Origin of the sequence: Amycolatopsis sp. CA-230715, assembly GCF_018736145.1 — a bacterium.
GTDB lineage: Bacteria > Actinomycetota > Actinomycetes > Mycobacteriales > Pseudonocardiaceae > Amycolatopsis.
Genome location: NZ_CP059997.1, coordinates 6,729,729 through 6,750,263, shown reverse-complemented (window position 1 = coordinate 6,750,263; position 20,535 = coordinate 6,729,729). Strand labels below are relative to the sequence as shown.

The window sequence follows — 20,535 nt, the reverse complement described above, 5'->3', positions numbered from 1 at the left end:
CGCCGCTATCGCCTTCGCTTGACCACCTTGCGGACACCCGACGCGACGCGCCGGCCGCCTGCCAGCGCGGGCCACGCCGCGATGGCACCGAACCCGATCGGGATGCCTTCCTGCCACGACGGCGCGCTCAGGCCCGACGCCACCGCGACCGGTTGCGAGTTCTCCTGCGGGTTGTGATCGGTGACCCCGCCCCAGCGGCTCGGCGGCAGCACGATGATCCGCGCCTTGCCGATGATGTTGTCGACCGGGACGGTGCCGCGCTCGCCACCGCCGCCCTGGCAGCGCGAGTCGCACGAGTCGTTCCGGTTGTCGCCGAGCACGAACACCGAGTTCGCGGGCACCTTCACCGGGTCGAACGGCTCCTGGGTCTTCTTGGACTCCGACTCCCAGTGCAGGTAGGGCTCGTCGAGCGCCTTGCCGTCCACGATCACGCGGTTCTTCGCGTCGCAGCACTGGACCGTCTGGCCCGCCGTCGCGATGACCCGTTTGACGAAGTCGCGTTCGTCGGGTGGCGCCAGGCCGAACACCGAACCGATGTTCTGTAGGAACCGGACGAACGCGTTCGACGACTGCTCGGGCAGCGCCTCGTTCTCGACCCACGGGTCGGGACCCTTGAACACGACCACGTCGCCGGGAGTCGGCTCGGTGAAGTCGTAGACGATCTTGTCGACCAGGATCTTGTCGCCGTAGCAGCCGGGGCACCCGTGCAGCGTGCTCTCCATCGAGCCCGACGGGATGGTGTACACCTTCGCGAAGAACTGCTGGAAGACGAACGCCAGCACGAGCGCGACGACGATCAGGATCGGCAGTTCGACCCAGAACGAGCGCTGCTTCTTCGCCTTGCGCCGCTTGCCCTTGCGACCCCGTTCGTGACCGGCGGGCTGATCCGCCTGATCCGACTCGGAACGGTCGGGCTCATCCTCGGCAGCGTGTTGGGACACAGGTTCGACCACGTCGCCAGGCTACGGTAACCGGAGGACTACTCAGGAGGCAGAGGTCGTTTCGCGGGGGGCCTCGCGGCGCTCCTTGATCTTGGCGGCCTTGCCGCGCAGGTCGCGGAGGTAGTACAGCTTCGCGCGCCGCACGTCACCGCGCTTGAAGACCTCGATCTTCGCGATGTTCGGGGTGTGCACCGGGAAGGTGCGCTCCACGCCGACGCCGAAGGACACCTTGCGCACGGTGAAGGTCTCGCGCACGCCACCGCCCTGGCGGCGGATCACGACGCCCTGGAAGACCTGGTTGCGCTCGCGGTTGCCCTCGATGACGCGGACGTGCACCTTCAGCGTGTCGCCCGGCCGGAAGTCCGGGATGTCGGAACGCAGCGACTGAGCGTCCAGGGCGTCCAGGGTGTTCATCGGGTCCGTCCTCGTCCTTCGTGTGGCTTACGTACTTCCGGGCGCGCCGTACTGCTCCTGCGATCGACCCGGGGGCTGGTATGGCGGGCTGGTCCGCACGCGCCAACCGAAACAGTATGGCAGACGGCCGGTGACCGGCACGCGGCGACCCTCAGGACCGCTCGCGCAGCGCGGCCAGCAAGGCCTCGTCCGCCTTGTCCAGGCTACCTTCGGGCAGCGCGTCGAGCAGGTCCGGCCTGCGCTCGGCGGTGCGTTCCAGCGCTCTGTCCCGGCGCCAGCGGTCGATCAGCGCGTGGTTGCCCGAACGCAGGACCTCGGGCACGGCGAGCTCCCGCCACACCTCGGGGCGGGTGTAGCTGGGGCCTTCGAGCAGGCCGTCGGAGAACGAGTCCTGCTCGGCGGACACCGGGTTGCCGAGCACGCCGGGCAGCAGCCGCACGACGGCCTCCACCACGACCAGCACGGCGGCCTCCCCGCCGACGAGCACGTAGTCGCCGATGGAGACCTCGTCGACGGGCATCCGGCGCGCGGCGTCGTCGATCACGCGCTGGTCGATGCCCTCGTAGCGGCCGCAGGCGAACACCAGGTGCTCCTCGGCGGCGTACTCGCGCGCCATGGCCTGGGTGAACGGCTTCCCGGCCGGGGTGGGGACCACGAGCCGCGTGCGCTCGCCGCAGACGTCGTCGAGTGCCGGGCCCCAGATCTGGGGTTTCATCACCATGCCCGGCCCGCCGCCGTAGGGCGCGTCGTCGACGGCCCGGTGCACGTCGTGCGTCCAGTTCCGGAGATCGTGCACACCGACCTCGATCAGGCCGCGGTCGATGGCGCGCCCGAGCAGCGCCGCGCGCAGCGGGTCGAGGTACTCGGGGAAGATCGTGACGACGTCGATCCGCACGGGCTACCAGTTCCCGTACCCGATGGCCTCGGCGTGCCACGGCTTCGGAGGCGGGTTGTCGATCAGGAACGCCATGCCGAGGCCCTTCGCGATCCGGACGTCGCGGCGGAGGTTCTCCTGCACCGGGGTGCCCGGCGCGGTCCGGTTGTCCGCCCACGCCTCGGACTGGGTCACGCAGGTGCGATCGGCGAAGCGCTGGTTGTGGCACGGCGCGGGGGCGCCCCAGGTCTGGGTGTGGGTGAAGTCGAAGACCTTGCCCGAGCTTTCCTCGGTGATCGTGCCCGCGGCTTCGAGGCGGTAGTCCGCCGTCGGCACGGTCCAGCGCGCGTAGTGCTGGCGGCCGCCGTCGGAAGGCAGCGTGACGCAGTCGGGGGCGCAGTAGGTCTCTTTGGTGACGCGGAGCCGGTAGTAGGTGCCGTTGCCGCGCCAGCCGTCGAGCAGCACCCAGTCACCGGCGTGCACGAAGTGCTCGGCGTAGTCGGGCGGCCACGTCTTCGGGTCGCCCCACGAGATGTCGGACTCGGTGGGCGAAGTGGGCGACCACGCCCACTGGCCCGGCGCGCCGTCGGCCGGCGCGTACTGACCGAACGAGCGCTGGAACATCATCGTGTAGTCGGCGTAGGTTTCGGCCTCGGCGTGCGCGGGCGCCGCCGTCACCAGCACGAGAACCGCTCCGAGCACCGCGCTGAGCTTCATTCGTACTTCCCGTCGAGCAGTCCTTCGGGCGGGTCGAGCACGACCTTGCCCCCGTCGATGTCGACCACCGGGACGATCGCGCGCACGAACGGCACGAGCACCGCTTCCCCGTCGCGGTCGAGCGAAAGCAGCTCGCCGCCGGGCGAGTGCACCACCTCGAGCACCTTGCCGACGACCGTGCCGTCTTCCAGCTCGGCGCGCAGGCCTTCGAGCTGGTGGTCGTAGAACTCGTCGGGATCGTCCGTCGGCGGCAGGTCGCCGGTGTCGGCGAGCAGCAGCGCGCCGCGGAGCGTCTCGGCGACGTCCCTGGTGAGAACCTGCTCGAAACGCACGAGCAGCCGCCCGCTGTGCTGGCGGGCGGCTGCCACGGTGAGTTCGCGCGTGCTGCCGTCGCGGAGCCTGGTCGTCACCGCCGCGCCGACCGCGAAGCGCTGCTCCGGCGAGTCGGTGCGCACGTCGACGGCGAGTTCGCCGGTGATGCCGTGCGCCTTGGCGACGCGTCCGACCACGACCTCCATCGAAAGCGCGCTCAGCGGTCGGTGTCGACGACGTCCACCCGGACGCCGCGGCCACCGATACCGCCCATGACGGTGCGCAGTGCGGTGGCGGTGCGGCCACCGCGGCCGATCACCTTGCCGAGATCGTCCGGGTGCACGTGCACCTCGAGGGTGCGGCCGCGGCGGGTCGTGATCAGGTCGACGCGGACGTCGTCCGGGTTGTCGACGATCCCGCGAACCAGGTGCTCGAGAGAGTCGGCAAGGAAGCTCACGCTTCGGCCTTCTCGCCCTCGTCAGCCTTGGCCGCTGAAGAGTCAGCCTTCTCGGTGTCGGCCTTCTTGGCGGACTTCTTCTTCGGCGTGGTGGCCTCGGTCGAGGGCTCCTCGCCCGCGGCGGCCAGCGCGGCGTTGAACAGGTCCTGCTTGGACGGCTTCGGCTCGGCGACCTTCAGGGTGCCTTCGGCGCCCGGCAGGCCCTTGAACTTCTGCCAGTCACCGGTGATCTCGAGGATCCGCTGGACGGGCTCGGTGGGCAGGGCGCCGACCTTGAGCCAGTGCTGGGCGCGGTCGGAGTCGACCTCGATCAGGCTCGGCTCTTCCTTGGGGTGGTACTTGCCGATCGTCTCGATGGCCTTGCCGTCCCTGCGGGTACGCGCGTCGGCGACGATGATGCGGTAGTACGGCGCACGGATCTTGCCGAGACGCTGCAGCTTGATCTTGACGGCCACGGGTGTGGGTACTCCTCAGTTCTCTCGGTACGAGGTTCGGCCGCGCGAACGGAGTGGGGATCCCGAAAGCGACGCCCGTAGGTCAGGTTCGTAGCCCCGGGCGCGGTGAGAGGGTCCGGCCGAGGCAGGCAAGCGACCATTGTGCCAGACGGCCCGGTCGCCGATTTCACCCGGTCGTCAGAACTTCATCACGTTCAGCGTGGTGAGGAGGATGGCGAGCGCGGGAAGGAAGTTGTTCATCTGGTGGGCGACGACGCTGCTCAGCAGCCGCCCGGTGGACAACCGCGCGAGCCCGATCGGGATCGCGATGACCAGCAGCAGCGTGGTCCGCAGCGGTTCGAGGTGGCTGACCGCGAAAACGGCGGTCGAGATCAGGAACGCGGCGAGCCGCCCGTAGCGCTCGTTGCCCCACTGGAGCCGTTCGACGGCCTTCCACAGCAGGCCGCGGTAGATCAGCTCTTCGCAGATCGGCCCGAGCAGCCACACGTAGAGGAACATGATCACGGCGGCGGCCAGCGACATCGGCCGGTTCTCGACCAGCGCGCTGATCGCCGACGTGGCGTTGTTCTCGCCGACGACCTGGGTCCAGACGAACGCGCCGACGGTGGTGAAAACGAGGCCGAGCAGGCCGAACTTCAAGCCGGCCTTGACGTCGGGCCAGTGCCAGGACAGGTTCAGGTCGGTGAACGGCCCGTTCCCGCGCAGGTAGGTGATGAGCACGGCGGTCGCCGCGGCGATGACGGTCGGCGCGATGGTGCCGATCAGCACGTCGCGCACCGGAAGCGGGCCACCGGCCGGTGGCGCGATCAGCACGCTCACGAAGGCCGCCGACGCCAGCAGAACCGCCTCGACGAGCAGGAACGCGCCGAACCCCCAGCGGGCGGGCGGCGGATCCGGCTGGCCGTCGCCGATCCCGGCGATCGGCTCCTTTGGCCGTGATGTGGTCACGCCGATCCTCCGATAGGGGCTCCAGCTTCTCGCGAACTTCTCACCGGGAGCCTAGAACGTCGCCACTCACCGTGGCTCAGCCGCCGACGAACAGCAACACCGCGGGCGGCAGGTTGTTCGCCGCGTGCGCGACGAGGCTCGCGCCGCACCGCCCGGTGATCGAGCGCGCCACGCCGATCGCGACACCCTGCACCACCAGCACGACCGTGCGGTCCGGCTCGCCGTGGAGCTGCGCGAACACCACCGCGGTGAGCACCACCAGCGTCCACTCCGGGACGCGGTAGCGCGCGAGCGCGTTCCACAGCGCGCCGCGGATGAGCAGTTCCTCGCCGAGCGGAGCGGCGAAGACGACGATCACCGCCGCGAGGATCCGCCAGCCGAGCGCGCTGCCGTCGCCGAGTTCGGTGACCGGGTCGTCCTGGCCCCTGCCGTCGCCGTCGAAGGACAGCAGCACGAGGCTCGCGAGGTATCCGGCGACGAGCGCGGCCACGCCGCAGACGAGCCCGACCTTGAGATCGCGCAGGGTGGGCAGCAGGCCGAATTCGGCGCGGAGGCCGCGGCCCCACAGCCAGGACCCGATCGCGGGCCCGAGGCCGAGCACGAGGGTGGGCAGGAACGCGAGCAGGACGAGCGGGCCCCCGTCGGGGAGATCGGTCGGATCGAACCCGCCGAACTCGCCCGGCATCAGGAGCGCGAGCAGGATCGTGACGAGGTAGTAGGCGCCGAGACCGCCGAAGAACGCGAGGAATCCCCAGTGCGCGCCGAGTACGAGGCCCGCACGAGCCGGAGGTTCCCGCCCCTCGTCCACCGAACCTCCACCGTGATCGTCCACGCGTCACGTTAGGTGGCACGCGCGCGGTGTGGGAAGGCGGGTCAGCGGACGAGCCGCCCGCGCAGCACGATATGTGCCGGTGAGCGGAGCACCTCGGGGTGCAGGCGCGGATCTTGGTGGTACACAAGGAAGTCCGCGGACTCGCCCGGCTCGATCCCGGCGGCGCCGAGCCAGTCCCGCGCGTCCCACGAAGCCGCGCCGAGTGCCTGCTCGGCGCTCATCCCCGCGCCACGCAACGCGTCGATCTCGTCGACGAGCCTGCCGTGCTCGACCATGCCGCCCGCGTCGCTGCCCGCGTACACCGGGACTCCCGCCTCGATGGCGTTCGAGACCGTTTCGCCGACTCGGGCGTGCAGTGCCCGCATGTGCGCCGCGTACGTCGGGTACTTCTTCGCGCTGTCCGCGATACCGGGGAAGTTCTCGATGTTGATCAGCGTCGGCACGAGCGCGACGCGGCGGCGGGCGAGGTCGTCGATCTGGTCCGCGGACAGGCCGGTGCCGTGTTCGAGGCAGTCGATCCCGGCGTCGATGAGGCCGGGGAGCGCGTCCTCGCCGAACACGTGCGCGGTCACCCGCGCGCCCGCGTCGTGCGCGACGGCGATCGCCTCGGCCAGCACGTCGTCCGGCCACAACGGCGCGAGATCGCCGATGCCGCGGTCGATCCAGTCGCCGACGAGCTTGACCCAGCCGTCGCCGTCGGCCGCCTGCTCGGCCACGGCGGCTGGCAGTTGCGACGGCTCGTCCAGTTCGATGCCGAGGCCGGGGATGTACCGCTTCGTCAGCGCGAGGTGCCTGCCCGCGCGGATGATCCTCGGCAGGTCCGCGCGCCGCTGCAGCGGCCGGTTGTCGATCGGCACGCCGCAGTCGCGGATCAGCAGCGTGCCCGCGTCGCGATCGGTTTCCGCCTGTTCGACGGCCTCTTCGAGCGTGGTCGGGCCGTGCACGCCGATCCCGGGATGGCAGTGCGCGTCGACGAGGCCCGGCACCAGGAATCCACCGTCCACTTCGGACGCTCCTGGCACCGGCTCCGCGACGATGGTCCCGCCGCTGACCCAGACGTCGCGCTCGTCCCCGCCGGGCAGCACGACCCCGCGCAGGTGCAGGTCCATCGGCTACTTGTTCTTCTTCGGCGGCAGCTTGAACTTCGACGGGTCGAAGCCGGGGACGTCGTTGAGCCCGCCGCCGAGCTGGGACAGGTCCGGCATCCCGCCGCCACCGCCCGGCATGCCACCGGGGGGCAGCATCGGCATGCCGCCCGGCATCCCGCCGCGCACCTTGGGGGGCGTGGGGCCGCGCCCCTTGCCCTTCTTCCCCTTCTTGCCCTTGCGGCTCTTGCTGCCACCGCCACCGCCGCCGAACCCGAAGCGGCCCGCCATCTGCGACATCATCTTGCGCGCTTCGAAGAAGCGGTTTACCAGGTCGTTGACCTCGCGGACGGCGACGCCGGAGCCGTTGGCGATGCGCAGCCGCCGCGACCCGTTGATGAGCTTCGGGTCGGCGCGCTCGGCCGGGGTCATGCCGCGGATGATCGCCTGCAGCCGGTCGAGCTGCTTGTCGTCGACGGCGGCGATCTGGTCCTTCATCTGGCCCGCGCCGGGCAGCATGCCGAGCAGGTTGCCGATCGGGCCCATCTTGCGCACCGCGAGCATCTGCTCGAGGAAGTCCTCCAGGGTGAGCTGCCCGCTGGTGAGCTTCTGCGCGGCCTGCTCCGCCTGTTCCTGGTCGAAGGCCTGCTCGGCCTGCTCGATCAGGCTCAGCATGTCGCCCATGCCGAGGATGCGGCTGGCCATCCGGTCGGGGTGGAAGACGTCGAAGTCTTCGAGCTTCTCGCCGTTGGAGGCGAACAGGATCGGCTGGCCGGTGACCTCGCGGACGGACAGCGCGGCACCACCGCGGGCGTCGCCGTCGAGCTTGGTCAGCACCACGCCGGTGAAGCCGACGCCGTCGCGGAAGGCCTCCGCGGTGGTCACCGCGTCCTGACCGATCATCGCGTCGACGACGAAAAGGGTCTCTTCCGGCTGCACGGCGTCGCGGATGTCCGCGGCCTGCTTCATCAGCTCTTCGTCGACGCCGAGACGGCCCGCGGTGTCGACGACGACCACGTCGTGCTGGGCGCGGCGGGCCTCTTCGATACCACGGCGCGCGACGTCGACCGGGTCGCCGACGCCGTTACCCGGTTCGGGCGCGAAGGTGACCACGCCCGCGCGCTCGCCGACGACCTGCAACTGGGTGACCGCGTTCGGGCGCTGGAGGTCGCAGGCGATCAGCATCGGCGCGTGGCCCTGCTTCTTGAGCCACATCGCGAGCTTGCCCGCGAGGGTGGTCTTACCGGCACCCTGCAGACCGGCGAGCATGATCACGGTCGGCGGGTTCTTCGCGAGGTTCAGCCTGCGGGTCTCGCCGCCGAGGATCGCGATGAGCTCCTCGTTGACGATCTTGATGACCTGTTGCGCCGGGTTGAGGGCCGCGGAGACCTCGGCGCCCTTGGCGCGCTCCTTGACCCGTCCGATGAAGGCGCGGACCACGGGCAGCGCCACGTCCGCCTCCAGCAGCGCGATGCGGATCTCGCGCGCGGTGGCGTCGATGTCGGCGTCGGACAGCTTGCCCTTACCCCGCAGGTTCTGCAGGACGGACGTGAGCCGATCGGAGAGGGTGTCGAACACGGGTGTGCACGCTCCAGCTGGTCGTGGTTGCTCCGCCGGCGCGGGCGAGGCCCGGTCCGGCTTCCTTCGAGGGTAGCCGCACCACCGCGCCCCCGGTGCGGGCACCGGGATCCCCGCGAACCGGGTTGATCAACCGACATTTACCAGTTTGTCCGAGTTGAACGATCGAAATTCCACTGCCCTCGAAACTCTGCCGCGTGATCTGCCGTCAAATTAGTACGCTCATGTTTATGACTTCCTCTGTTGTCGTCCGCCCGTCGCTCGTCGAACGCGAAACCGACGACGACACCCCGGTACCGCTGCGGCGGATCTTCGCGCTGTTCGGGCCGCACCGCCGCGGCCTCGCGCTGCTCGTGGTGCTGCTCGTCGTCCAGGGCGGGCTCGGGGTGGTGCCGCCGTTCTTCCTGCGCGCGATCCTCGACACGGCGCTGCCCAGCGGTGACACGCTGCTGCTGAGCCTGTTCGCGGGCGGCATGATCGCCGCCTCGCTCGGCGCCGGCGCGATGGGCGTCGCCACGACCGGCCTGTCCAACACGATCGGGCAGCGGGTGATGAACGACCTGCGGGTGTCGGTGTACTCGCACCTGCAGCGGATGTCGCTCGCGTTCTTCACCCGCACCCGCAGCGGCGAAGTGCTCTCGCGCGTGTTCAACGACATCGGCGGCGTCGACAACGTCATCACCGGCACCGCGGGCTCGATCGTGCAGAACGCCACGACCGTGCTGGCGATCGCCACGGCCACCCTCGTGCTGGACTGGCAGCTCGCACTGCTGTCACTGGTCGTGGTGCCGCTCTTCCTGCTGTTCACCCTCCGGCTCGGGCGCAAGCGCCGCAGGCTCGCCGGTGGGCGGCAGCGGCGGATGGCGCGGCTGACCACCGTGGTCGAGGAGTCGTTGTCGGTGGCGGGCGTGCTGCTGACGAAGACCATGGGCAACGCGGGCAGGCTGCGCGACCGGTTCGCCGCGGAGTCGAAGGAGATCGCCGCACTGGAACGACAGTCGGCGCTCGCGGGCCGCTGGCAGACGGCGTCGAGGACGATGAGCCTGACGATCATCCCGGCGATCGTGTACTGGATCGCCGGGATGGAGCTGTCGAACGGCGCGAACCCCACCACCATCGGCACCGTGGTGGCGTTCACCAGCATGCTCAACCGGCTCGTCGCGCCCGCCTCGGCGATGCAGTCGATCGGGCAGCAGGTCTCGGTGTCGCGCGCGTTGTTCGGCCGCATCTTCGAGGTGCTCGACCTTCCCGTCGAAATCGGTGACCGGCCGGGCGCCCGCGAGCTGACCGTCACCGGGGGCGCCGTCCGGTTCGAGCGGGTCTCCTTCCGCTACGACGAGGCGTGGACGCTGCGCGACATCGATCTCGAGGTCGCGCCCGGCACGACCACCGCGCTCGTCGGCGCCACCGGGTCGGGGAAGACCACGCTGGCCTACCTGGTCGCGCGGCTGTACGAACCGTCGACGGGCACCGTCACGATCGACGGCACCGACCTCGGCGACGTGCGGCTCGACTCGCTCGCGACCGCCGTCGGCCTGGTGTCGCAGGAGACGTACCTGTTCCACGACACGGTCAGGGAGAACCTGCGGTTCGCGAAACCGGGAGCGACGGACGAGGAGATCGAAGCGGCCGCGCGGGCGGCGCACGTCCACGACACGATCGCGGCACTGCCCGACGGATACGAAACCCTTGTGGGGCAACGCGGTTACCGGTTCTCCGGCGGCGAGAAGCAGCGCATGGCGATCGCCAGGATCCTGCTGCGCAACCCGCCGGTCCTCGTGCTCGACGAGGCGACGAGCGCGCTCGACAACCGCACCGAACGCGCCGTGCAGGCGGAACTGGACCGGCTCGCCGAGCACCGGACCACGATCGCCATCGCGCACCGGCTGTCGACCGTGCGGCACGCGGACCAGATCGTCGTGCTGCACGAGGGCCGCATCGCCGAGCGCGGCACACACGAGGAACTGCTCGCACTCGACGGGCGCTACGCCCGGCTGGTGCGCGGCGCGGAGGGCGAAACCTTCTAGGCTGGCGCCGTGGACGCCGAACAGGAACTCCTCGACCTCGCCTACCAGGTGCGCGAGGGAGTCGGGCGGCTCACCTGGCGGATGCGGGTCGAGACGCAGGGCGAAGGACAACCCCGGCTGGTGCTCGCGGTGCTGAGCAGGCTCTACCGGGGCGGCACGCACACGCCCAAGGCGCTCGCCGACGCGGAGCGGATCCACCCGCAGTCGCTGACCAGGGTGCTGGCTTCCCTGGTGGACGACGGGCTGGTGACGCGGAAACCAGACCCCGCCGACGGCAGGCAGTCGCTTGTGGACATCACGCCAGCGGGGCTCTCCGCGTTGCGGAAGTACAGCGTGGACCGGGAACGCTGGCTGGCCGGTGCGATGGACGCCGTGCTGTCACCGACGGAACGGGAACTGCTGCGGCTCGCGTCCACATTGCTCGCCAAGGTCGCCGACGCCTGACCCACCATTCGGAGTACCCGGCACCGGCATCGCGGGAATTCTTCGTCGAACCGCACGGGTCCCCGGAGAATGCGCACTAATCACCGTGAGCACCGACCGCCCCGTTCGGATGACATCGGAAATCGCGAGTGAACAGCCGGTGCGGTAAGGGTTACCGTCGATGTCGGATATCCGGAGAGTTCGAGTCGCCGGGGAGGGCGGCCGAACACCGATATTCGTTCCGCGAATCCACGTGCACGGATCATCACCGATCCGTGCACGTGGATTTGTCCAGCCCGCGGTTCAGCCGGGAAGGATTCGAGCCGAAGATCATTTCGCGCCATCGCCAGTTCGAATCAACCAGGACGGTATTGCCATCGCGCGTTCCCGGTGGCCGTACCGCTCCTGAGGCCGGTTCGCGTATAACAGGGACATGAATGGGGAAACGGCGCTGGTGACCGGCGCCAACACCGGGATCGGGCGCGAGATCGCCGCACAGCTGGCCGCCGAGGGCATGACCGTCTACCTCGGCGCCCGCGACGCGGACCGGGGCAAGGCCGCGGCCGGGGAACTCGGCGGCGATGTGCGGTTCGTCCAGCTCGACGTGGCCGAGCAGGCCCAGGTTGACGCCGCCGCGAAACGGATCGCCGACGAGCGCGGCAGCCTGGACGTGCTCGTCAACAACGCGGGCATCGGCGGCAGCCGTCCCGAGGTGGAGGCGACCACCGCCGCCGACTTCGGCGCCGTGCTCGACGTGAACCTGCTCGGCGCGGTCCGCACCACGCACGCGCTGCTTCCGTTGCTGCGCGAGGCGGATCTGCCCAGGATCGTCAACGTATCGAGCGGGCGGGGGTCCTTCGCGATCACCGAAGATCCCGAGCGGATGGAGTCGAAGCTGCTCGGGCTCGTCTACCCGGTATCGAAGACCGCGTTGAACATGCTGACGCTGCAGTACGCCCGCGCGCTGCCGGAGTTCCGGGTCGTCGCGGTCGACCCGGGGTTCACCGCGACCGCGCTGAACAACCACACCGGAACGCGGTCGGCCGGGGAAAGCGCGCGAACGATCGTCAGGCTCGCGCTCGCGTCCTTCGACGGCCCCAGCGGCAGGCTGTACGACGCGGACGGCCTCGTCGGCTGGTGAAACGAGCCCGGCGGGGTGGCTCGTCCCCTCGTCGAGCCACCCCGCCGGAGACCGGGAAACGCTGGCCAGGCCGCCCAAACCCCCAGGTGCCGGGCGGGATGGCGAGCTTCTCGCGGTGCCGGGCACCAGCATGCCGCGCCGCCGGGGCGCTCCGGCAGCGTGAACACCCCCAACCGAGGGTGGGTAGGACTACTCAGTCGCGCGCGCGGCCGTTTCGGCCCGGCGCGCGGCCCTGGTCGCGGCCGCTTTCGCCGCGGCGGCCTTGCGCGCGGCGGCTTTCGCCCTGAGCACGGCGGGTTCTTCGGCGGTTTCGCGCAGCGCGGCCAGCAGCGCGTCGACGCCAGCGTCTTGTTCGGCGGCGGTCGGCTGGACGACTTCGTTGCCCTCGGCCTTCGCTTCGATCAGTGCTTCCAGCGCGGCCCGCGACCGGTCGGTGTAGCGCGCGGGTTCGAAATCTCCCGCGAGCTCTTCGATGAACCCGACGGCGGTGCGGACCTCATTGGCGCGCACGTCGGTCTCGGTGTGCTGGAACGGGAAATCGGGGGTGCGGATCTCGTCCGGCCACAGCATCGTCTGGAGCACGATCACCTGGTCCCGCACGCGCAGCACGGCGAGCGTTTCGCGCTGCCGCAACGCCACCCGCACCACGGCGACCGTCCCCGACTGCTGCATCGCTTCGCTGAGCAGTACGTACGGACGGGTCGCCGCGACCTCCGGTTCGAGGAAGTAGCCGCGCGCGAAGTACAGCGGGTCGATCCGGTCCAGCGGCGTGAACGCGGAGATCTCAATGGAACTGGCCGTGGGCAACGGAAGTGAGGCGAGATCGGCCTCGCTGAGCACCACGACGTCACCGCCCGGCAAGGCAAAGCCCTTCGCGGTCGCGTCGGCGTCGACCTCGGCGCCGTCGACCTCGCACACCCGCTTGAGCCGGATCCGGCCGCCGTCGGGTTCGTGGACCTGGTGGAGCGCGACGCCGCGTTCCTCGATCGCGCTGTACGCCCGCACCGGGATGCCGAAGCTCCCGAGCCCGATGGTTCCCTTCCACATCGCCCGCATCGGTCAAGGTTAACCGCGCGGAAGACCGTGCGAGCAGCTACAAACGGGTGTCTTCGTCGGTCGAATGGACCAATACGTCCAGCGCCGGGCCGCACTCCGCGAGCGCCTCCGCCGAGTACCCCGCCGCGCTGCCCGCGGCGCGCAGCACCTCGGCGAGCGCGACCAGATCCGGTGACGGGACGGCGGCGAGCCTGCCGGTCTCGTGCCCGGACCGCACGAGACCGGAAAGTCTGGCGAGCGCGCGGGATATGTTGCGCTGCCCGGAAAGGAGGTGTTCGACGATCTCCGAGACATCGGTCGCGTTGCCGACGTCTCGGGTGCCGTCCGCGAGTTCCTCCGCGCACGCGGCGAAATGCGCGGCGGCGATCGTCAACGGCAGTGCCGGGTCGTCCACCGCCACCGCCCTTCGCATCGCTGGAAAACTATCGGCACGATACTGCCGCACGGCCCGCGGTCGCGGGAGGACACCCCGGTGCGGTCAGGAAGCCGCGTCGCGGACCTCGTTTTCCACCTTCCGCCGCCACTCCTCGTCAAGGACGCCGTCACGCGGGGCGATCGCGAACGAGTCGACGACGACACCGCCGAGCGTGGCGACCTTGGCCCACTTGACTTCCGCGGCGCACCGCCGGAACGCGCCCGCGACCCGGAACAGCAACCCGATCCGGTCCGCGGCACGCAGTTCGAGCACCACGGTGTGCGATCCGCTCGTCTCGTCGTCGAACCACAGTATCTTTGGCGTGGTCTTCACCGCGGTGACCGAGAAGTAGTCCCGCTCCTTGGCCGCGAGCTTCTGGGTGAGCGCGAGCGCGCCCGCGACGGCACGGCCGAACTGCTCGCGCAGCAACGTGGTGTCCGGCAGCGAGCCGAACTTCGGCGAAGCCGTGAAGATGCCCGCCCTGCCGCCTTCGTGACCGCGCAGCACGGCGGTGTGCACTTCGAGGGAGTGCAGCGCGAGCACTCCGGCCGCGGGCGCGAGCAGCTCGGCGGCCCCGGGTACGGCGAGCACCACGGTGGCGACCTTGCCCTCCGAACTGACCAGGACCTCGCCGTGCCCGGAGGCGACGGCCTTGCCGACCAGTTCGCGGTAGCGCGGTTCGAGCGGCTCCGGGGCGCTGAACCCCTTGCCCTGCATCATTTCCGTGCACCGCGCGACGAGCGTGGCGACCAGGCCCGCCTTCCAGTCCGTCCACACGCCGGGGCCGGTGGCGAGGGAATCGGCCTCGGTGAGCGCCTGCAGGAGCTCCAGCAGCACCGGGTCGCTGCCGACGGTCTTGACGATGCGCGCCACCGTGGCCGCTTCGCCGATGTCGCGCCTGGTCGCGGTGTGCGGCAGCAGGAGATGGTGGCGCACCAGCTCCGAGACCAGCCGGACGTCCGATGTGGACAGACCGATCCTGGCGGCGACCTGTGCCGAGATGGCGGCACCGAGTTCGGAGTGGTCCGCGTCGCGGCCCTTGCCGATGTCGTGCAGCAGCGCGCCGAGCAGCAGCAGATCCGGCCTGGCCACCGTGGTGGTCAGCTCGGCCGCCTCGACGCACGTCCGCACGAGGTGCCGGTCGACGGTCCAGGCGTGCACCGGCGACCGCGGCGGCAGATCCCGCACCGCGCCCCATTCGGGGAACAGCCGCGCCCACAGTCCGGTCCGGTCGAGCGCCTCCACGGCGTCGACGAGGCCCTCCCCCGCGCCGAGCAGTTCGGTGAGGGCTTCGCGCGCTTCCACCGGCCACGGCTCCCGCAGTTCGGGCGCGGAGTCGGCGAGCGTGCGCAGGGTGCCGTGCGCGATCGGCTTGCCCGACCGCGCGGAGGCCGCCGCGACACGCAGCAGCAGGCCGGGGTCCCGCGCGGGCACGGCGTCGCGCGCGAGCGCGACCTCGTTGCCGTGCAGGACGACGCCGTCGGCGAGCGGGGTGCGGCTCGGCTTGCGCCCGAACCGGGACCGCGGCCGATCGTCCACAGTGGACCTCAAGGCGACATCGACGGCGTAGCTGACCGCCCTGCCCGCGCCGGAAAGCTTGCGCGCCAAGGTGAACCGGTCGCCGAAGCCCAGCTCCGCCGCGACCAGCTCGGCGTCGGGCGCGCTCAGCACGTCCCGGTCGCGGTGCAGTTCGCGGCGCATTTCCGTGCGGACGTCCAGCAGCAGGCGCTTGGCGTCGGCGAGTTCCTCGTTGGGGCGGGCGGTGAGCTGGGCCAGCGCGAGCGCTTCGAGGATGCCGAAGTCCCGCAACCCGCCCCTTCCGTGCTTGAGATCGGGTTCGGCGGACTGCGCGATCTCACCGCTGCGCTGCCAGCGCGCCTTCGCCGACTCGGCCAGTTCCGGCAACCGCTTGCGGGCGGTCCGCCGCCACTGATCGCGCGCGGCGGCGGCCAGCCGCTCGGTCAGCGCGGGCTGCCCCGCGATGTGCCTGGCGTCGAGCAGGCCGACCGCCGTGCGCAGGTCCTCGTTGGCGACCTTCAGCGCTTCGCCCGGCGTGCGCACCGCGTGGTCGAGGCCGACGCGGGCGTCCCACAGCGGGTACCACAGCGCGTCGGCGATCTTGGCCACGTCCGGATTCCCGTCGTGCACCAGCACGAGGTCGAGATCCGAGAACGGGACCAGTTCGCGGCGGCCGAGGCCGCCGACGGCGACCAGTGCGACACCGGGCTCGGCGCTGTCGACACCGGCCGCCGCGGCCCCCTTTCCCAGCCAGAACTCGTACAGGTCCACCAAGGCCGCCCGCAACGCGGCGGCACCGAGCCGCCCGTGGCGGCCCTCCAGCAGCCTGTCGACCGCCTTGACCAGCTCCCCCGTCGGCATGGCTACAGTGCGTCCGTGCCGCGCTCTCCGGTCCGCACCCGCAGCACCGTGTCGACCGGCGTCACCCACACCTTGCCGTCGCCGATCTTCCCGGTGTGCGCCGCGGCGACGATCGCGTCGATGACCTTCTCCACGTTCGGGTCGTCGGTGACGACCTCGATCCGGAGCTTGGCCACGAAGTCGACCGAGTACTCCGCGCCCCGGTAGACCTCGGTGTGGCCCTTCTGCCGCCCGTAGCCCTGCACCTCGCTGACGGTCATGCCGAGCACGCCGAGCTGTTCGAGCGCCGAGCGGATGTCGTCGAGGGTGAACGGTTTGACGATAGCGGTGATGAGCTTCATGACTTGCTTCCCTCCAGCTTCTTCGCGGTTCCGACGAGACCGGAGCTGTTCGTCGCGCGGCCGCCACGGCCGCCGCCGAACTCGTACGCGGTCTCCGCGTGCTCAGCCTCGTCGATACCGGTGACCTCGTCCTCGGCCGTCACCCGGAAGCCCATCGTCTTCTTGATCAGGAAGCCGATCACCAGTGCCAGCACGAACGAGTAGGCCAGCACCGCCAGCGCGGCGATCGCCTGCTTGCCGAGCTGGGCGAAACCGCCGCCGTAGAAGAGCCCGTCCGGGCTGCCCTCCTTGACACCACCGGTGGCCACCAGGCCGAGCATCAAGGTGCCGGTGATCCCGCCGACGAGGTGCACGCCGACGACGTCGAGCGAGTCGTCGTAGCCGAGCCGGTACTTGAGGCCGACCGCCAGCGCGCACAGCACGCCGGCGACGACACCGATGGCGAGCGCGCCCCAGGTGTCGACGAAAGCACAGGCCGGGGTGATCGCGACCAGGCCGGCGACCACGCCGGAAGCCGCGCCGAGGCTCGTGGCGTGACCGTCCCTGATGCGCTCCACGAGCAGCCAGGCGAGCATCGCGACCGCGGTCGCGGTGAAGGTGTTGATGAACGCGACGCCCGCGGTGTTGTCCGCCTTGAGCGCGGAGCCCGCGTTGAACCCGAACCAGCCGAACCACAGCAGGCCCGCGCCGAGCATCACGAACGGCAGGTTGTGCGGTTTCATCGGCTCCTTCGGCCAGCCGACGCGCTTGCCGAGCACCAGCACCAGCGCGAGCGCCGCGGCACCGGCGTTGATGTGCACCGCGGTGCCGCCCGCGAAGTCGAGCGCGCCGAGCTTGTTCGCGATCCAGCCGCCGACCTTCGTGACCTCACCGGTGTTCGCGTCCTTCGCGTCGAAGGCGAACACCCAGTGCGCCACCGGGAAGTACACGACCACGGCCCAGATCCCGGCGAACACCATCCAGGCGCCGAACCGCACGCGATCCGCGACCGCGCCGGAGATCAGCGCCACCGTGATCACCGCGAACATCGCCTGGAACGCGACGAACCCGGTGCCGCTCAAGGTGTCGCCGCCCATCAGCCCGGACAGGCCGATCGCCTCGCCGGGGTTGCCGAGCAGGCCGCCGCCGACGTCGTCACCGAAGGCCATCGAGTAGCCGAAGACCACCCACAGCACACCGATCAGGCCCATCGCGCCGAAGCTCATCATGAGCATGTTGAGCACGCTCTTCGCGCGGACCATACCCCCGTAGAAGAATGCCAGCCCGGGTGTCATCAGCAGCACCAGGGCGGCGCTGGTCAGCAACCAGGCCGTGTTCCCTTCCACGTTTCCTCCATTGGGTTGACGGCGAACTCCAGATGGAGGAAAAGCATCGGAAAACCGTGTTGCACGGGATGACTTCCGAGGTTTCCAGCCTGTGAACCCCGGGTCCGGCGATGTTACGAGCGCGTTTCCCGATACCCGGGGTGTGGTGTCCGTTTACGAAACGTCATGGTCGAATAACCCCATGAACGCGCCTCGTCCCGACAGCGGTTCACTGCCGGACGCGGTCGTCGCGGCCTTGCGCTGTCCCGTCTGCAGTGCTTCCTTCGGGCTCGTCGGCCGTGTTCTGCGCTGCGTCGCAGGGCACGCGTTCGACCTCGCGAAACAGGGTTACGTGAACCTGCTGACCGCGAAGATCCCCAGCGGCACGGCCGACACGGCGGACATGGTGGCGGCCAGGATCGCCTTCCTCGGCGCGGGGCACTACGCGCCGCTCGCCGAGGAGATCGCGCGCGTGGCCGCGGTGCCCGGCCTGATCGTCGACGCGGGTGCGGGAATCGGGTACTACCTGGCGAAAACCCTCGACGCGGCACCGGAGTCGACCGGTCTCGCGCTGGATGTTTCGGCGATGGCGTTGCGCCGCGCGGCTCGCGCGCATGCGAGGCTCGGCGCCGCGGTGTGGAACCTGTGGGAGCCGTGGCCGGTCGCCGACGGCGTCGCGGACGTGGTGCTGAACGTGTTCGCGCCGCGCAACCCCGCGGAGTTCCGGCGCGTGCTGGCACCCGGTGGCCTGCTCGTCGTCGCGTTACCCGATGGGGCGCACCTGGCGGAACTGCGTGCCGCGGTCGGGCTGCTCGATGTCGGCGAAGGCAAGCAGGACCGCCTCGACGCGAGCCTCGCGGACCAGTTCGAACTCGCCGAGCGAGTGCCGGTGCGCGCCGCGCTGACGTTGTCGCCGGACGAGGTCCGCCAAGCCGTCGGCATGGGCCCGAACGCGTTCCACCTGCACCGGGACGGGCTCGCCGAGCGCCTCGCGGCTGTGGCCGAACCGCTCGACGTCACGGCGTCTTTCGTGGTTTCGGTCTACCGGCCTCGTAGGCTGAACGGGTGAGAACCGAGGAGATCTACGCGGTGGTGGCGGCGCGGATGCGGCATCACGCGGGCAGCGTCGGCGGCCTGATGCCGGTACCCGCCGCCGCGCTCGCGACCGGCGACTGGTTGCGGGAGGACCTCGACACCGCGCGCCGGATGTACGGGCGCTGCCCCGTGCGGACGCTGGGCACCGTGCGCTGGTACTCGGCGTCGTCGGTGCTGGTGGCGCCCGCGCTGGAGTCCCTGGTGCTCGCCGGTGCGGCGCTGGATCCCGCGCTCGGCGCCGTCACGCTCGACGTGCACCCCGACGGGCGGTACGCGGGCGCGCGCTCGGCCCGTGTGCTCGACGGCTCGCCGGAGGAGGTGGGCGCCGCACTCGGCGACGCCCTCGCCGAGGTGATCGCGGCCGCCGCCCCGATCGCGAGTGCGAGCGAACCCGCGTTCTGGGCGATCGCCGCCGATTCGATCGCGAACCGCTTGCTGTGGGCGGGTTCGGCGGCCGGTTCGGAGGCGGCCGCGATGGACCTCGCCGGGCGGATCGCCGACGGCGTCGGCCCGCGCATGCCGCGGCCCCGGTACGCGGACGTGGGCCGCGCGCACGCGGTGCGGCGCGCTTCCTGTTGCCTGATCTACGAAATCCCGGGCGGCCAGAAATGCGTCAGCTGCCCGCGCCAGACCCCGTCGGAACGGAACCGCCGCCTCCGCGCCGCTTTGGGCTAGCCGGCGCGGCCCCGAAGTCCCTGAAGGCCACCTTGACGGCATTGAGTGCCGTGTTCAGTGCCGTCAAGGTGGCCATCAGGGGCAAGGCCGGGGGGTCAGCTCGCCAGTGCGGTGAGTTGGTCGAATTCGGTGTCGGTGAGGGTGATGTCCGCGGCGGCGACGTTTTCTTCGAGGTGTGCCACCGAAGAGGTTCCCGGAATCGGCAGCACCACGGGCGACCGGCGCAGCAGCCACGCGAGCGCGAGCTGGGCCGGCGACGAGCCGTGTTCCTTCGCGGCCTGCTCCAGGACGCTGCCCGGTTTGGCGAGTTCGCCGGTGGCGATCGGGAACCACGGGATGAACGCGATTCCTTGTTCCGTGGCGTGGTCCAGCACCGCTTCGTGGTGGCGGTCGGCGAGGTTGAACAGGTTCTGCACGCTCGCGATCTCGGTGATCGCCGAGGCGGCTTCGATCTGCGAAGCGTCCACTTCGGACAGTCCGATGTGGCGGATCTTGCCCTCGTCGCGGAGCTTCTTCAGCTCGCCGATCTGGTCCTCGAACGGCACTTCGCGGTCGACGCGGTGCAACTGGTAGAGATCGATGCGCTCCTGGCCGAGGCGGCGAAGGCTCATTTCCACCTCCTGGCGGAGGTAGGCGGGGCGGCCGACCGGGATCCACTGGTCGGGCCCGGTGCGCACCAGGCCGCCCTTGGTCGCGATCACCAGGTCTTCGGAGTAGGGGTGCAGCGCCTCGCGGATGATCTCCTCGCTGACGTACGGGCCGTAGGAATCCGCGGTGTCGATGAAGTTCACGCCGAGTTCGACCGCGCGCCGCAGCACGGCGACGGCCTCCTTCCGGTCCTTCGGCTCGCCCCAGATCCCCTTGCCGGTGATCTGCATGGCGCCGTAGCCGAGCCGGTGCACCGGGAGGTCCCCGCCCAGCTCGAACACTCCGCCTGGCGTCTTCGTCGTGGCCACGTCCATCACTCCCTGCGCGTCGATCGTCCTTCACGGGCGGCAACCGCCGGGTACCCCTTACTGTTCCCGGCAACCACCCGTGACCAGAACCACACCCGACGGGGTGTCGA

At 70.5% G+C, this 20,535-nt stretch carries 22 protein-coding genes; 5 read left to right on the top strand and 17 right to left on the bottom strand.

Features of this window, described 5'->3' with window-relative positions; translation table 11 throughout:
- Positions 1–5 precede the first annotated feature (5 nt).
- From lepB to ffh, 11 genes are all read right to left on the bottom strand, one after another.
- Positions 6–953, bottom strand: a complete 948-nt coding sequence (gene lepB, locus HUW46_RS32150; protein WP_215542516.1) for a signal peptidase I — start codon at positions 951–953, stop codon at positions 6–8.
- A 30-nt stretch (positions 954–983) separates the two neighbouring features.
- Entirely contained in the window at positions 984–1,355 is a 372-nt protein-coding gene (rplS, locus tag HUW46_RS32145; protein WP_215542515.1) for a 50S ribosomal protein L19, read from the bottom strand.
- Positions 1,356–1,506: 151 nt separating this feature from the next.
- Entirely contained in the window at positions 1,507–2,250 is a 744-nt protein-coding gene (gene trmD / locus HUW46_RS32140; protein ID WP_215542514.1) for a tRNA (guanosine(37)-N1)-methyltransferase TrmD, read from the bottom strand.
- A 3-nt stretch (positions 2,251–2,253) separates the two neighbouring features.
- Complete coding sequence (locus HUW46_RS32135; RefSeq protein ID WP_215542513.1) at positions 2,254–2,946, bottom strand: hypothetical protein; 693 nt, start codon at positions 2,944–2,946, stop codon at positions 2,254–2,256.
- Positions 2,943–3,464, bottom strand: a complete 522-nt coding sequence (rimM, locus tag HUW46_RS32130; RefSeq protein WP_215542512.1) for a ribosome maturation factor RimM — start codon at positions 3,462–3,464, stop codon at positions 2,943–2,945. Before rimM ends, HUW46_RS32135 begins: the two co-directional genes overlap by 4 nt.
- 11 nt (positions 3,465–3,475) lie before the next feature.
- Complete coding sequence (locus HUW46_RS32125) at positions 3,476–3,715, bottom strand: RNA-binding protein (protein ID WP_017987579.1); 240 nt, start codon at positions 3,713–3,715, stop codon at positions 3,476–3,478.
- Positions 3,712–4,170: a 30S ribosomal protein S16 gene (rpsP, locus tag HUW46_RS32120; RefSeq protein ID WP_215542511.1), complete on the bottom strand. Its 459-nt coding sequence runs from the start codon at positions 4,168–4,170 to the stop codon at positions 3,712–3,714. Before rpsP ends, HUW46_RS32125 begins: the two co-directional genes overlap by 4 nt.
- Positions 4,171–4,347: 177 nt before the next feature.
- Positions 4,348–5,118: a CPBP family intramembrane glutamic endopeptidase gene (locus HUW46_RS32115; protein ID WP_215542510.1), complete on the bottom strand. Its 771-nt coding sequence runs from the start codon at positions 5,116–5,118 to the stop codon at positions 4,348–4,350.
- Between the two features lie 76 nt (positions 5,119–5,194).
- Positions 5,195–5,926, bottom strand: coding sequence for a CPBP family intramembrane glutamic endopeptidase (locus tag HUW46_RS32110; protein ID WP_215542509.1), 732 nt, complete (start codon positions 5,924–5,926; stop codon positions 5,195–5,197).
- Between the two features lie 65 nt (positions 5,927–5,991).
- Positions 5,992–7,059, bottom strand: a complete 1,068-nt coding sequence (locus tag HUW46_RS32105; RefSeq protein ID WP_215542508.1) for an amidohydrolase family protein — start codon at positions 7,057–7,059, stop codon at positions 5,992–5,994.
- Between the two features lie 3 nt (positions 7,060–7,062).
- Entirely contained in the window at positions 7,063–8,613 is a 1,551-nt protein-coding gene (gene ffh / locus HUW46_RS32100) for a signal recognition particle protein (protein ID WP_215542507.1), read from the bottom strand.
- Positions 8,614–8,843: 230 nt separating this feature from the next.
- Here ffh and HUW46_RS32095 point away from each other — a divergent pair, with 230 nt between their 5' ends.
- The 3 genes from HUW46_RS32095 (at position 8,844) to HUW46_RS32085 (ending at position 12,204) form a co-directional block, all read left to right on the top strand.
- Positions 8,844–10,640, top strand: coding sequence for an ABC transporter ATP-binding protein (locus tag HUW46_RS32095; RefSeq protein WP_215542506.1), 1,797 nt, complete (start codon positions 8,844–8,846; stop codon positions 10,638–10,640).
- Between the two features lie 9 nt (positions 10,641–10,649).
- Positions 10,650–11,084, top strand: coding sequence for a MarR family winged helix-turn-helix transcriptional regulator (locus HUW46_RS32090; RefSeq protein WP_254125095.1), 435 nt, complete (start codon positions 10,650–10,652; stop codon positions 11,082–11,084).
- Positions 11,085–11,496: 412 nt separating this feature from the next.
- Positions 11,497–12,204, top strand: coding sequence for an SDR family NAD(P)-dependent oxidoreductase (locus tag HUW46_RS32085; protein WP_215542505.1), 708 nt, complete (start codon positions 11,497–11,499; stop codon positions 12,202–12,204).
- Between the two features lie 189 nt (positions 12,205–12,393).
- Here HUW46_RS32085 and ku read toward each other — a convergent pair whose 3' ends face one another.
- From ku to HUW46_RS32060, 5 genes are all read right to left on the bottom strand, one after another.
- Positions 12,394–13,260 (bottom strand): non-homologous end joining protein Ku, encoded by an 867-nt coding sequence (ku, locus tag HUW46_RS32080; RefSeq protein ID WP_215542504.1) that lies wholly within the window; start codon positions 13,258–13,260, stop codon positions 12,394–12,396.
- Positions 13,261–13,297: 37 nt separating this feature from the next.
- Positions 13,298–13,672 (bottom strand): hypothetical protein, encoded by a 375-nt coding sequence (locus HUW46_RS32075; protein ID WP_215542503.1) that lies wholly within the window; start codon positions 13,670–13,672, stop codon positions 13,298–13,300.
- Between the two features lie 66 nt (positions 13,673–13,738).
- Positions 13,739–16,054: a [protein-PII] uridylyltransferase gene (locus HUW46_RS32070; RefSeq protein WP_215542502.1), complete on the bottom strand. Its 2,316-nt coding sequence runs from the start codon at positions 16,052–16,054 to the stop codon at positions 13,739–13,741.
- A gap of 2 nt (positions 16,055–16,056) precedes the next feature.
- Positions 16,057–16,395 (bottom strand): P-II family nitrogen regulator, encoded by a 339-nt coding sequence (locus HUW46_RS32065; RefSeq protein ID WP_215542501.1) that lies wholly within the window; start codon positions 16,393–16,395, stop codon positions 16,057–16,059.
- Positions 16,392–17,720: an ammonium transporter gene (locus HUW46_RS32060; protein ID WP_215542500.1), complete on the bottom strand. Its 1,329-nt coding sequence runs from the start codon at positions 17,718–17,720 to the stop codon at positions 16,392–16,394. The genes HUW46_RS32065 and HUW46_RS32060 overlap by 4 nt, the downstream gene beginning before the upstream one ends.
- Before the next feature lie 181 nt (positions 17,721–17,901).
- Between HUW46_RS32060 and HUW46_RS32055 the strand changes: the two genes are divergently transcribed.
- Positions 17,902–18,768 carry a putative RNA methyltransferase gene (locus HUW46_RS32055; protein WP_215542499.1) on the top strand — a complete coding sequence of 289 codons (867 nt, stop codon included), beginning with the start codon at positions 17,902–17,904 and terminating at the stop codon, positions 18,766–18,768.
- A 68-nt stretch (positions 18,769–18,836) separates the two neighbouring features.
- Positions 18,837–19,469, top strand: a complete 633-nt coding sequence (locus HUW46_RS32050) for a (2Fe-2S)-binding protein (protein ID WP_215550233.1) — start codon at positions 18,837–18,839, stop codon at positions 19,467–19,469.
- Positions 19,470–19,564: 95 nt separating this feature from the next.
- Here HUW46_RS32050 and HUW46_RS32045 read toward each other — a convergent pair whose 3' ends face one another.
- Positions 19,565–20,431, bottom strand: coding sequence for an aldo/keto reductase (locus HUW46_RS32045; protein ID WP_215542498.1), 867 nt, complete (start codon positions 20,429–20,431; stop codon positions 19,565–19,567).
- Between the last annotated feature and the right edge of the window lie 104 nt (positions 20,432–20,535).